General features: G+C 61.7%; 11 protein-coding genes. 6 read left to right on the top strand and 5 right to left on the bottom strand.

Translation table 11 applies throughout. The annotated features are described in order from the left end of the window. The 6 genes from F3J08_RS08845 (at position 1) to F3J08_RS08820 (ending at position 6,987) form a co-directional block, all read left to right on the top strand. Positions 1 to 714 (top strand): tRNA (guanosine(46)-N(7))-methyltransferase TrmB, encoded by a 714-nt coding sequence (locus F3J08_RS08845; RefSeq protein WP_166929540.1) that lies wholly within the window; start codon positions 1 to 3, stop codon positions 712 to 714. A 24-nt stretch (positions 715 to 738) separates the two neighbouring features. After that, positions 739 to 2,382, top strand: a complete 1,644-nt coding sequence (locus tag F3J08_RS08840) for an electron transfer flavoprotein-ubiquinone oxidoreductase (protein ID WP_205206840.1) — start codon at positions 739 to 741, stop codon at positions 2,380 to 2,382. A 59-nt stretch (positions 2,383 to 2,441) separates the two neighbouring features. Beyond that, positions 2,442 to 3,191 carry an electron transfer flavoprotein subunit beta/FixA family protein gene (locus F3J08_RS08835; RefSeq protein WP_023978278.1) on the top strand — a complete coding sequence of 250 codons (750 nt, stop codon included), beginning with the start codon at positions 2,442 to 2,444 and terminating at the stop codon, positions 3,189 to 3,191. Between the two features lie 2 nt (positions 3,192 to 3,193). After that, entirely contained in the window at positions 3,194 to 4,108 is a 915-nt protein-coding gene (locus F3J08_RS08830; protein ID WP_023978279.1) for an FAD-binding protein, read from the top strand. A gap of 459 nt (positions 4,109 to 4,567) precedes the next feature. Continuing rightward, positions 4,568 to 5,818, top strand: coding sequence for an allantoate amidohydrolase (locus F3J08_RS08825; protein WP_240149232.1), 1,251 nt, complete (start codon positions 4,568 to 4,570; stop codon positions 5,816 to 5,818). Between the two features lie 41 nt (positions 5,819 to 5,859). Further along, positions 5,860 to 6,987, top strand: a complete 1,128-nt coding sequence (locus F3J08_RS08820; protein ID WP_122038496.1) for an alanine--glyoxylate aminotransferase family protein — start codon at positions 5,860 to 5,862, stop codon at positions 6,985 to 6,987. A gap of 78 nt (positions 6,988 to 7,065) precedes the next feature. Here the strand turns inward: F3J08_RS08820 and F3J08_RS17175 are convergent, their stop codons facing one another. From F3J08_RS17175 to F3J08_RS08795, 5 genes are read right to left on the bottom strand one after another with little or no spacing between them, the layout of a single operon-like run. Then, positions 7,066 to 7,524 carry a MarR family winged helix-turn-helix transcriptional regulator gene (locus tag F3J08_RS17175; protein ID WP_062165576.1) on the bottom strand — a complete coding sequence of 153 codons (459 nt, stop codon included), beginning with the start codon at positions 7,522 to 7,524 and terminating at the stop codon, positions 7,066 to 7,068. Then, positions 7,521 to 9,098, bottom strand: a complete 1,578-nt coding sequence (locus F3J08_RS08810; protein WP_166929368.1) for a TolC family protein — start codon at positions 9,096 to 9,098, stop codon at positions 7,521 to 7,523. Before F3J08_RS08810 ends, F3J08_RS17175 begins: the two co-directional genes overlap by 4 nt. A gap of 28 nt (positions 9,099 to 9,126) precedes the next feature. Further along, on the bottom strand, positions 9,127 to 11,304 hold the full coding sequence (locus tag F3J08_RS08805) for an FUSC family protein (protein ID WP_166929366.1): 2,178 nt from the start codon (positions 11,302 to 11,304) through the stop codon (positions 9,127 to 9,129). A 23-nt stretch (positions 11,305 to 11,327) separates the two neighbouring features. Continuing rightward, complete coding sequence (locus F3J08_RS08800; protein WP_035439556.1) at positions 11,328 to 12,350, bottom strand: biotin/lipoyl-binding protein; 1,023 nt, start codon at positions 12,348 to 12,350, stop codon at positions 11,328 to 11,330. A gap of 9 nt (positions 12,351 to 12,359) precedes the next feature. Next, entirely contained in the window at positions 12,360 to 12,653 is a 294-nt protein-coding gene (locus tag F3J08_RS08795; RefSeq protein WP_166929364.1) for a YtcA family lipoprotein, read from the bottom strand. Positions 12,654 to 12,740 lie beyond the last annotated feature (87 nt).

Raw genomic sequence — 12,740 nt, 5'->3', positions numbered from 1 at the left:
CTGTCTGACACCTCTCTCAAGTCCCAGCCTGAGCGGCTTTATGGCCGCCAGCGCGGGCACCCGCTCCGCGCCCGCCAGCAGCGCCTTCTCGACGAGGCACTGCCCAGGCTCCGTCTGAACCCCGATCAGGCCGCTGCTCCGCAGGCCGCCTTCACTGGCGCTCCTGTTCAGGGCGTCTGGCTTGAAATCGGGTTCGGCGGCGGCGAACATGCGCTCGATCAGTCACAGCGCAATCCGGATGTCGGCTATATTGCCGCCGAGGTTTTCGAGAACGGGCTGTGCTCGCTCATGTCCCGCATCGTGCCGGAAGGCGAAGAGGACACGATCACCCCGCCGGATCATTTCCGTATCTGGCCCGATGATGCGCGTCAGCTGCTGAAATCCCTGCCCGACGGCTGCCTCGACCGCGCCTATCTGATGTTCCCCGATCCGTGGCCCAAGGCACGCCATGCCAAGCGTCGCTTCATCCACCCGGAGAATATTCGCGAACTGGGCCGCCTGTTGAAGCCTGGCGCCGTCTGGCGCGTTGCGAGCGATCATCCCGTCTATCAGGACTGGGTGTTCGAGATCATGGGCGCGCAGGATCTGTTCGATGCGCCCCCGCCTGCCAAAGGCGAGCGCCCCGAAGGCTGGTCACCCACACGCTATGAAGCCAAGGCCTACCGCGAAGGCCGCGTGCCGTTCTACTGGACGTTCACGCGCCGCGGTGCCTGATACCGAGTTGGATCGGAACACCGCATGAGCACGCAAATCGAACGCGAGGAAATGGAATTCGACGTGGTGATCGTCGGCGGAGGGCCCGCCGGCCTTTCCGCCGCCATCCGACTGCGTCAACTCATGCCGGAAGCCACAATTTGCCTTGTTGAAAAAGGCAGCGAAATCGGGGCGCATATCGTCTCGGGTGCGGTGATCGAACCTCGCGCCCTGGCCGAGCTCTTCCCCGACTGGCAGGAACGCGGCGCGCCGCTGAAAACCCCGGTGACGGAAGAAAAAGTGCTTTTCCTGACCGAAAAGCGCGGCTTCGCCATACCCTTCATCGACAAGCTCATGCCCGCCATGGCCAATCACGGCAATTATGTCGTGTCGCTGGGCGAGGTCTGCCGCTGGCTCGGCGCCCAGGCCGAGGATATGGGCGTCGAGATCTACCCCGGCTTTGCCGCCGCCGAACCCTATATCGAAGAAGGCCGCCTATGCGGTGTCATCACCGGTGATATGGGCATCACGCGTGAGGGCGAGCAAGGGCCGAACTTCGCACCCGGCATGATCCTGCGGGCAAAACAGACCATCATGACCGAGGGCGTGCGCGGCTCGATCAGCCAGCGCGTCATGAAGCAGTTCAATCTGCGTCAGGGTGTGGACCCACAGACCTATGGGCTGGGCATCAAGGAAGTCTGGGAAATTCCCGCCGAGAAGCACAAACCCGGCTTCGTACAGCACAGCTTTGGCTGGCCGATGGATGACGGCACCTATGGCGGCGCCTGGCTCTATCATTTTGGCGAAAACCTCGTCTCCTACGGTTTTGTCACCGGGCTGGATTACAGCAATACCTGGCTCTCTCCCTTTCAGGAGATGCAGCGCCTCAAGACCCATCCTGAATTTGCGAAGCATCTCGAAGGCGGTCGCCGTCTGATCTATGGCGCGCGCGCCTTGTCAGAGGGTGGCTTCCAGTCCCTGCCGCGTCTGTCCTTTCCGGGTGGCGTCCTGGCGGGTGATTCCGCAGGCTTCCTGAACATGCCCAAGATCAAGGGCACGCATACGGCGATGAAATCCGGCATGTTGGCCGCCGAGGCCGTGGCCGAGGCGCTGGGGGGCGAAGGCCCCTGCGAGGCCACGAGCTATACGCGCCGTTTCAAGAGTTCCTGGCTGTTCAAGGAGTTGTTCGAGGCCCGCAATGTGCGCCCCGCCTTTGCCCGCTGGGGTAATCGCCTTGGCGCGCTCTATGCCGGGATCGACAGCCTGATTTTCCGTGGCCGCGCGCCCTGGACGCTGCATTTCCGTCATACGGATCATGAAGCGCTCAAGCCTGCCGAGCAGTGCAAGCCCATTGCCTATCCGAAGCCGGATGGCACGCTGACCTTCGACCTCACCTCATCGGTGTTCCTGTCGGGCACCAATCATGAGGAGGACCAGCCGGTCCATCTGAAGCTGCGTGACCCGTCGAAATGGCTGCCGGTCAACTGGGGCATTTTCCGCTCACCTGAAAGCCGCTACTGCCCGGCCGGTGTGTATGAGGCGCTGGAGGAAAACAGCACCATGCGCCTGCAGATCAACGCGCAGAACTGCGTGCACTGCAAAACCTGCGACATCAAGGATCCGACGCAGAATATCGACTGGTGTGTGCCCGAAGGGGCCGGTGGACCGAATTATCCTGTCGGTATGTGATTTTGAGTCGCAATAAGGTATGAACCCTGACGACAAATTCCAGGATCGGCGAGAAACAGATGAAGATAGTGGTCCCGGTCAAGCGGGTGGTGGATTACAACATCAAGCCCCGCGTCAAGGCCGATAACAGCGGCGTCGACACGCAAGGCGTGAAGATGTCGATGAATCCCTTCGATGAAATTGCTGTCGAAGAAGCCGTCAGGCTTCGCGAAAAAGGCGCTGCCTCCGAAATCGTGGTGGTGACCATCGGCGTGGCCGAGGCCCAGCCCGTTCTGCGTACGGCCATGGCCATGGGTGCCGATCGTGCCATTCTGGTGCAGACCGATGCCGAACTGGAGCCGCTGGCTGTCGCCAAGCTGCTCAAGACCATTGTGGATCGCGAAAATCCCGGTCTGGTCATCATGGGCAAGCAGGCCATTGATGACGACATGAATGCGACCGGCCAGATCCTGGCAGCACGCCTCAACTGGCCGCAGGGCACGTTTGCCAGCTCGGTTGCCGTCGAGGACGGGCGCATCACTGTGGTGCGTGAGGCCGATGGCGGGCTCGAAACAGTGCGTCTGGCACTCCCGGCCGTGGTCACCACCGATCTGCGCCTCAACGAGCCGCGCTACGCCACCATGCCCAACATCATGAAGGCCAAGAAGAAGCCGCTCGAGACCATCGCTGCCGATACGCTGGGCGTGGACATCACGCCGCGTCTGGAAACAGTCAAGGTGGTCGAGCCGCCCGTGCGTCAGGCCGGTATCAAGGTATCAAGCGTTGCCGAGCTGGTTGGCAAGCTGCGTGACGAAGCGAAGGTGATCTGATCATGACAACTCTGGTTCTGATCGAAGCCGAAGGCAACGCCATCAAGAAGGCAAGCCTTTCTGCCGTTGCCGCAGCCCGCCATTTCGGTGCTGTCGATGTGCTGCTGATCGGCGCAGAAGGCGCACAGGAAGCCGCGAAGATCGAGGGGATCACCCGCGTTCTTCATGCGGACTCCACACCGCATCTGGCCGAGTGCATTGCCGCCCTGATTGCCGATCGCGCCAAGGATTACGATCATATCGTTTCCGCCGCGACGGCTTATGGCAAGAACACCCTGCCCCGCGTGGCTGGTCTGCTGGATGTGCAGCCGATCACTGAAGTGGTCGAGATCATCGACGCCGATACCTTCGTGCGTCCGATCTATGCCGGTAGCGCACTCTCCACCGTGCGGTCGCGCGATGCGATCAAGGTGCTGACCGTGCGTAACGCCAATTTCGAAGCCGCCAAGCTGGGCGATGCCTCGGCGCCGATCGAAGCCGTCTCTGCTGCGGTCGAGGTGCCAGACGCCGAATATGTTGGCATCGAGCTGACTCATTCCGACCGCCCCGAACTGGAATCGGCTCGTGTGGTGATCTCGGGTGGGCGCGGCCTGAAGGATGCAGCCAATTTCAAGCTGCTCGAGCCTGTGGCTGACAAGCTGGGCGCTGCCATTGGTGCGTCGCGCGCGGCGGTGGATGCCGGGTTTGCCCCGAACGAAATGCAGGTCGGTCAGACCGGCAAGATCGTGGCACCTGATCTCTATATCGCTGTCGGTCTTTCAGGCGCCATCCAGCATCTGGCAGGCATGAAGGACAGCCGGGTAATCGTGGCGATCAACATGGACCCCGAAGCCCCGATCTTCAACGTGGCCGATTACGGCCTCGTGGGCGATCTGTTCGAGATCCTGCCCCAGCTCAAGGCCGAACTGGGCGCCTGAACACGTCCCGAACCTGCCCCTTTTTCAGCGAGGCAGGTTCGGTTCCCTACGGCCAGATCATTCTGGCTCGTAGTCTGGCGCCAGAGCGCCGCATTACCCCTCTCCGGTCGGATGCATTACGGAGAGGGACGCTTTTCCCCCAGTCTCGCAACTACCCGTCCCGGCCATCGCGATACGCGGCAGCGACGATTCCTACCCCGCGGCCAATACGGTTCAGGGGATCGGCCGGTTATACCGACGATACGCGGCTTACCATCGCTCTTCCGCAAGACGGTATCAAACCGATCTGATTTCACGCGGCCGCAAGCCGTATCGAAGTCGAGCACGCTCATAACCCCACCATGATTGCCTCCATATTCAAGCGCCTCGCAACGCCGATGGGGCCGCGACGAAACGGAATCTTTCCTGTGGGACAGCTTTCCATTGTTTTTCGGCTTCGCATGGGACATGCTTGTATACATGACCCAGATCATGGACATTCAGGCAGGCGGCGCCCGTGCCCGGGCGCGTTGCGACGAACTCGGTATCGTTCCCTATAGCGACCAGAGTGACGGACTCTTTCGCCCCTATCTCGGCCCGGCGCACAGGGCCACGATTGGCAGACTGGCCCAGTGGATGGACCAGGCGGGCATGAGTGTTGAAACCGATGCCGTGGGAAACCTCGTCGGGCATTATGCGGGTGTGACACCCGACGCACCCGTTCTGCTGATCGGCTCGCATGTGGACAGCGTGCGTGATGGTGGGCGCTATGACGGCATGCTCGGTGTGTTGCTCGGCATCGAGACCGTGGCCTATTTCAACGAGCGCGGCCTCAGACTGCCTTTTGCGCTTGAGGTCATCGGCTTCGGAGATGAGGAAGGCTCCCGTTTCCCCACCTATATGATGGGCTCGCGCTCTGCTGCCGGCATGAAGCAGCAGATCGATGACAGCATCACCGATCGCGATGGCGTGTCACTGCGTCAGGCCCTTGCGGACTGGGGGCTGGATGTCTCGCGCTTTCATACCGCCAGACGGCAGAACGTCTTCGCCTATATCGAAGCGCATATCGAGCAGGCCCCCCATCTGGAGCGCGCCAGTCTGCCGCTCGGCCTGGTGCGGGGCATCGCCTCTCAATATCGCTTTCGCGTCACACTGACAGGCGAGGCAGACCACGCCGGAACCGCCATGCACGAACGTCGCGATGCCTTGGCCGCCGCCGCCGAGGCAATTTCGGCCATCGAGCGCATCGGCGCACAGGACCCGGTCGATCTGGTGACGACAGTGGGCTGGCTGACTGTCGAGAACGGCGCCCCCAATATCGTGCCGGGCAAGGTCGCTCTGACCATCGATATCAGGGCGGTGACACCCGGTGTGCGTGAAAGCGCTGCCCAGGAAGTCAGTGACACGCTGCAGGCCATCTGTACACGTAGGCGCATCCGTCTCGATATCGAGCGCATACAGGATCTGGCTGGCGCGCTTTGCGATGAACGCCTGACATCCCTCCTTGGCCGCGCCGTGGAAGAACGGCAGGGCAACACGCCCCCCATGCTGCTCAGCCAGGCCGGGCATGATGCCATGATCATGGCCAATCTCGCCCCCATGACCATGCTGTTCATCCGCTGCAAGGGCGGGATCAGCCACAACCCAGCAGAATCTGTCGATGACGCCGATGTCGAGACGGCGCATCAGGCCCTGGTGACCTTCGTCACGCGACTTGGAGAAACGATGTGAGCAGTTTTTTCGGTGAGATCAACCCGCCGCAGCGCCTTCTGATGGGGCCGGGCCCCATCAATGTGCATCCGCGCGTGCTGCGGGCCATGGGGGCGGACATGCTCGGCCAGTTCGATCCCGAGATGACCGATTACATGAACCAGACGATGGCGCTCTATCGTCAGGTATTCATGACCGAAAACCGCTGGACATTCCTGATCGATGGCTCAGCCCGCGCCGGTATCGAGGCTGCCCTGACGTCATTGATCGAGCCGGGCGCCAAGGTTCTGCTCATCCGCTCCGGGCGTTTTGGTATGTTGCTGGGCGAGATTGCCGAGCGCCTTGGTGCCGAGATTGCCACGATCGATCTGGAATGGGGTCAGGTGGCCACGCTCGATCAGATCGAGGCCGCACTAGCCGAGCATCGTCCCGCCGTGTTTGCCGCCATTCATGGCGACACCTCCACCACCACGGCGCAGCCGCTTGAAGGCGTCGGCGCACTCTGCCGCCGCTATGGTGCCCTTTCCTATGTCGATGCCACAGCGACACTCGGTGGTATGCCGGTCCGCACCGATGAATGGCAGATCGACGTGGTCTCGGCTGGCCTGCAGAAATGCATGGGCGGCCCGCCGGGCAGCGCACCCATCACGATCTCTGACCGGGCTGCCGAGTTCATTTTCTCACGCCGCAAGGTCGAGAGCGGTATTCGTCGTGATGACATCAGCGATGGTACACGACCGTTCATCCGTTCGAACTATTTCGACCTCGCCATGGTCATGGATTACTGGTCCGAAAAGCGCCTGAACCACCATACCGAAGCCACGTCGATGCTCTACGCCGCACGCGAATGTGCCCGTCTGGTGCTTGAAGAGGGGCTGGAGAACCGCTTCGCCCGTCATGTGGCTGCTGGCAAGGCGATGTCTGAAGGGCTGCGTGGTCTTGGCCTGACGCTCTACGGTCAGGACGCGTATCGCATGAGCAATGTCACCGGGGTTTATATCCCTGAAGGCATTGATGGCGAGCGTGTGCGGGCCCGTATGCGCGACGAATACCAGATCGAGATCGGCACCGCATTTGGTCCGCTGGTGGGCAAGATCTGGCGTCTGGGCGCGATGGGCTACAATGCCGAGCAGCACAAGGTGCGTCTGACCCTGGCCGCTCTCAAGGCTGTTCTGGAAAGCGAGGCCTGAACACTCTCGCAGGCCAGGTGAGACCCGAGCCACGCGATCAGGGCTCACCCAACCCAAAGCCGGTTGATCCTGGCCGGACTAGTCCAGACCGGGGCCGTTCAGCCGGCTGTGAATCCGGGCGATTACTCTGCGGGTAATCGCCAGTTCCTCGGCATCGATCCCGTCGGTAACGGTCTGCTCGATGGCCCGCGAGAAGCGCAGGACTTCATCGAGGCGCCTGGCACCTTCCGGAGTGATCTGCACGTAAAAGGCCCGTCGGTCTGCCTCATCGGGCTCGCGGGTTATGAAGCCCTTTTCCTCGAGCGTGCGGAGGATGCGCACCATGGAGGATTTGTCGAGCAGAAGGGCTTCGGCAATTTCCTTGGGGTGCATGGGGCGACCATATCGCTGCAATTCCAGCAGGGGCTGCCACGTCGCATCGGTCAGATCATGCGGGCGTAGCCTGACATCGAGGATCTGCCGCCAGCGCCGGGCAATCAGCCCCATCATGCGTCCCAGAGTCAGGCTCTCTTCCACTGTGCTCACCGGGGCGCTCACCGGGGCGCCGCCGTATTCATGTCGTCGGGCATGTTGTTCGCCAGATCAAGCTGCCCGGTGGCATGGGCCAGCGCTGCCGCCTTGGTAAACGCCTGAGCAACACTCACGGCAAGCGATGCCTGCGCCTCGAACAGGGCCGCAGCTGCTGTAGACGCATCCGTCATGGTGCCAACCCCATGCGCATAGGCCTGACTGGCTCCTTCATTGGCCGTGCGGGCAGCATCGTTCAGAACACGGGCAGATTTTACCTGGGCAAGTGCCGTTTCGAGCGCATCCTGACTATCAGCCACCTGTCGCTCGACGCTCAGACGATCCTTGAGAAGGGTCGCCTCGGCTGCATCATGCTGCGACTGCGCCATGTGGATGGCATTGGCTCGCAAGCCCCCCTGATAGATTGGCCAGCTGACCTGAAGAAAAGCCCCGGCTTCCGGCTGTGCAATGGCCGAGGCCGGCGCCGAGCGACCCGTGCCATAGGTCTTGAGCGCCCCCAGATAGCCTGACATTGTTCCGGCGAACGCAATACGGGGCAAAAGCGCGGCCTTGGATTCCGCAATGGCTTCGTCGGACGCGCGCAACCTGGCAATATCGGCCAGAAGGTCGGGCCGGGACGCTAGAGCCTGATCCACAAGCTGCCTGATCTGACCCGGAGAACTCTGGGGCAGGGCCTGTACAGGCATCGGCTCTATCTCAAGCGGCAGGGTGGCAGGCAGGCCGGTTACCTCCAGCAGGGCATGATGGGCGCCATGCTCGGCATCGACCGCCTTGTCCAGATCGAAACGTGCCTGGGCCAGGTTGCGCTGCGCCGTAGCCACGTCGACGATCGTTGCCTCGCCATGCTCATGACGCGACTGCGCAGCACGCAGCAAAAGCGCCATATTATCCACGGCATGATGAGAGGCCGCAACAATGGCCTGCGCCGCCTGCTGGCTGTGATACGCGCTGATCACATCCAGAATGAGTTGCTGATGAACCGCCGAAAACCCGAAATTGGCGGCAAGCGTCTGGAATTTCGCTTCATTGCTCCTGGCCCGCGTGCGGCCAAAATCGAGAAGCAGATAATCAAGCTCAAGCTTGGGGAACGCCGCTGCGCCATTCGATGTGAGGTAACCGCGGCTCGACAGATAATTGGGCAGGGGCAGGGCCATGCGCTGGAAACCGCCCATGGCCGAAAAAGTAAGCTGCGGCAGCATGGCGGCACGCGACATGCCGACACCGATGGCCGCCTGCCGCGCGCTCTCCCACGCAATGCGCGTGCGCGGGTTGTTGCGCTCAGCCAGATCGATCAGCTGCGGCAGTGACAACACATGATCCTGTCCCTCCGGCAAGGCATGCTGCGCATGGCCAGCGCCGGACGATGCCCCTCCGACACCCTTGCCTGTTGGCCAGTCGGGAGAAGGATTGCGTATGTTGGGCGGCAGGGTGAGACCCGTCGCCCCGTGGGGATGCCAGGCGTGATCGGCACTCTGCGGCGCCAGATCGCGCGTGTCATTGCATCCGGCCAGCATCGCACCGAGCATCAGAAGAGGAATACCGCGCAACAGGAGGGTGCGGTGTGAGACGAGGTTTAAGGTCATCGGAAAAATCCGTGCTGCATGGCGGGCATCAGGCCTGTTCTGTCATGGCGCCCTGTCCGGGCCGTGCTTCAGCGTCAGGGTCATAGCGCTGGATAATCAGCCTCAGCCCCTCATCGAGCAGGCCGAACCACACCATGCGCTGGAGGTCATGAGGCAACAGGGGCAGGGGTGGCAGACGCATCTGAAGGGCAAGACCGTCGCGACCGTCCTCCAGCCATTGCGCCAGTTCGCTGAACCATCCCGCAAGCTGGTCAACCTGCGCCTGTGCCGTGTCGTCAGGCGCGCGCCTCACATCCGAGATGACGGCCACGGGGATGGAGAGAAGCTGGATGTCACGCACAAGCGGCAGGGTGATATCGGGAATGAAGGCGTTGCCCTTCAGACGCTCTTCCTCGAAGGGTGCATTGCGCAGGGCCATACGCGTCGCAGCAATGGCGCGACCGAATTTCTCGCGTTCCATTTCCTGCCCGATATCGACAGCCTGCTCAGGATGCTTGCGCCGCAAGGCTATGAGCCCGCCCAGCTGACGCACCGCTCCGACCAGATGGCTGCGCGCCACATTGGTCGCACTCACCGGCCATAGTGCCGCAGCCATCAGATACACGACGAGATTACCGATCAGGATACCCACAACGCGGTTGCGCGCCGTTTCCATGTCCAGCGTCGGGCCATAGCCCTGCAGGATGGTCATGAAATAGGCCATCGCAATCTGCACACCGGCATAGGAAATGCGCTCGCTGCCGCTCTTGATCCAGCCTGCGAAGGCAGCCACCGGGATCACCACCAGAATGAGATCGAGAACATCGGTGAGGGATGGCATGAGGGTAAGGATGGTGCCAATGCCGCATACCGCCCCGATCATGGCGCCCGTGACACGCAGGAGCATCTTGTGGACGGAGTCACCCACTGTGCCGAGCGAGACAAGAAAGCACGTCACGACGCAGGTCTGGATACCCGGCCAGGAGGTAAAACGCGTGATGGCGTAACAGATAACCACGGAAAGCGCGATCCGTATGGCCGCCTGCGGATAGGCCGGGTTCGTAAAGGCATCCGGCTTGAAAAAACTGCGGGCCGCCGCCTTGATTTCAGGCGCAAACTGGGCGGCAGTCGTCTCGGGGCGGACAAGCAGGCCATGAATGATGGTGACTGAACGAATGAATTCACTGGCCAGCGGGTAGAGCTTCGGATCATCGCTGAATTCGTCGGCAAGGCGTTGCAGCGCAGCCTCGTCAAAATCGATCACGGCCACGTTGTCGCGCCCCTGTCGATAGACAGCACCGCACTGCTCCACGATCAGCCCCATACGGTGCAGGAAGGCCGTGCCTCGCCCGGTTGTATCGAGCCGGCTCCAGGCCAGCAGGATCATGACAAGACGGGCCGTATTGCGAATCATCGCAATCCCGACATGACGGCTTGTGATTTCAGGATGAAGCTTGATGCTCAGGTCATGAAACTGGCGCAGCGAGGCCACGCCCTGATCGGCCAGTGAGGCAATCTGGCGCATCTGGGCCGTCTCAGGTCTTGCCCCGGTTTCGCACCCCTGCGCCACGGCACGAAAACGCTGTGCGAGCCCGGCCCGCAGCATGGTGAGCGGATCATGCCCGGCCAGGCGATTGACCACCGCAATGATCGACAGTGCGATGACAAACACCACGCCGACCCATAGCAGGGTATGCAGCATGGCCTCTTCGGGCGGCATGAACGCCGCATCGGGCACGGCACTATCGGTCGTATTGCCAATGAACCCGTCCAGCGAATAGCCGACATTCTGCAGCATATCCGCGCTCATGGTCATGTAGACGATCCAGAAGAGCAGGATATTGGCCAAAGACCCCATGGTCATGGCCTGTGACAGAAACCCTGCCGCAAGAGTCAGCAGAAGCATCAGGGGCAGGCGTAGTCCGGGCTCGGACAGGCTGAGCATCAGGAAAAGGATCGTCAGCCCTGTGCCCGCCACAATCACCGCCCCACCCATCAGCGCCGTGCTGGTATTAGAGGCTGCATCATTGCCGGACAGGAAGAAGCAGATGAAGACCAGCACCGGCAGATCGGGGATGCGGAATGTCTCGCCAATCAGGATCGTGACAATCACCTGAAACACGAGCAGGGCCGTATTGCGCGCCCGACCGGGAGTTGGCGCCATTTCCTTTCTGAGGAAGGCAAAGGTCGATGGCGTTTCCTCGCGCCAGATCCTTCGCCTTGGCAACACCACCTCCTGCCCGGCGGTGTTCATCGCATCACGACCACAACCAGAGTGCCTCCGATGCGCATCAGGTCAGTCGGCGGATTATCAAGCCGGATACGAACCGGAAAACGCTGTGCGATGCGCACCCAGTTCAGGGTGCGCGGCACCTTGGGCAGACCATTGGCGCTCATCCCCTCATCGGGCACCACACCGGCATTGAGACTTTCGAGTGTGCCACTGATGGGTGTGCCGGGCTGCGCCATGGCATACACCGTCACCTTCTGGCCCGGCGCCAGCCCGGCAAGCTGCGTCTCGCGGAAATTCGCGATGGCCCACCATTTCTCGTCATCGACCAGTGTAAAGACTGGCTTGCCTGTCGTGGCGTATTCACCCGCGGCCACATTCAGGTCTGTCACGATGCCATCACAAGGTGCCCTGACCGTGGTCAGACGCAGGTCACGCTCTGCCTCACGCAAGGCCGCCTGGGCTGCTGCCAGATCGGCCCGCAGGGGTGCCACGCTGCGCACGGCCTGGCGAGCGGCCAGCGCGGATTGCAGGGCAGATTGCAAGCTTGCCTCGGCACTGCGTGTTTCAGCCCGTGCCTGATCCAGCGCCTCGCGGGTCACGAAACCCTGCTTCTCAAGAGGGGATAGGCGGGCCTGCGTGGCCTGGGCAAGGGTCAGCCGCGCACGCGCACTGGTTACCGAGCTGGCCTCGGCACCGGCGTGGGATATCTGGGAACTGACCTGACTGGTCTGCACGTCAATCTGGGCCTGCAGACCATCGACCTGCGCCTGCGCCTGCTGCACACGGTAGGTATAAGGCTCAGGATCAATCACATACAGGATGTCGCCACGCCTGACCTTCTGGTTGTCATGAACGGGCAGGGAAACAATGCGTCCGCTCACTTCGGGTGCAAGGTGGACGATATTGGCCGCGATATAGGCGTCTTCAGTGCGGGGCCGGCTGTGCAGGCGATCCAGCACCAGAAATCCCAGAATCACACAGGCCGCCAGGGACAGGATAAGGAGCGAGATACCGCCGATGCGGGATGGAAGAGAGCGCATGGACACCGCCTAGTGACCGAAAAACACAAGCCAGACCATGAAGGTGATGGCGACCATGAAAGCGAGATAGGTCAGCATCGGGGCAGGCACAGCCTGCTGCAGACCGACAACCCCGATGACAGCGCGCAGGAGGGCAGCTGCTACAGCACCGATCGTGGCACACAACATCCATGACGGGAAAAACGATCCCAGCACATCCTGCAACGGTGCCCGTGTACAGCCCGCAAGGCCAAGCGCCATGAAAAACGGGAGTGACCGCCACAGGGCCGAACCTGGTCGGCTGGGATATGGGGTGAGGCGCATGGTTGGCTCGTCGATCCTGATAATGAGACCTGAACCATGACACAGATATGGTTTACATATCAACCATATTGATAATATGATAATCTC

This window comes from Asaia sp. As-1742, assembly GCF_011753235.1.
Classification (GTDB): Bacteria; Pseudomonadota; Alphaproteobacteria; order Acetobacterales; family Acetobacteraceae; genus Asaia; species Asaia bogorensis_B.
This window is presented reverse-complemented; position numbering and strand designations above follow the sequence as displayed.

What these genes read in the sequence shown, in the direction of transcription:
- F3J08_RS08840 (WP_205206840.1), top strand. Translation starts at nt 739, where the DNA reads ATGAGCACGCAAATCGAACGCGAGGAAATGGAATTCGACGTGGTGATC.
- F3J08_RS08835 (WP_023978278.1), top strand. Translation starts at nt 2,442, where the DNA reads ATGAAGATAGTGGTCCCGGTCAAGCGGGTGGTGGATTACAACATCAAG.
- F3J08_RS08830 (WP_023978279.1), top strand. Translation starts at nt 3,194, where the DNA reads ATGACAACTCTGGTTCTGATCGAAGCCGAAGGCAACGCCATCAAGAAG.
- F3J08_RS08825 (WP_240149232.1), top strand. Translation starts at nt 4,568, where the DNA reads ATGACCCAGATCATGGACATTCAGGCAGGCGGCGCCCGTGCCCGGGCG.
- F3J08_RS08820 (WP_122038496.1), top strand. Translation starts at nt 5,860, where the DNA reads ATGGGGCCGGGCCCCATCAATGTGCATCCGCGCGTGCTGCGGGCCATG.
- F3J08_RS08810 (WP_166929368.1), bottom strand. Translation starts at nt 9,098, where the DNA reads ATGACCTTAAACCTCGTCTCACACCGCACCCTCCTGTTGCGCGGTATT.
- F3J08_RS08800 (WP_035439556.1), bottom strand. Translation starts at nt 12,350, where the DNA reads ATGCGCTCTCTTCCATCCCGCATCGGCGGTATCTCGCTCCTTATCCTG.
- F3J08_RS08795 (WP_166929364.1), bottom strand. Translation starts at nt 12,653, where the DNA reads ATGCGCCTCACCCCATATCCCAGCCGACCAGGTTCGGCCCTGTGGCGG.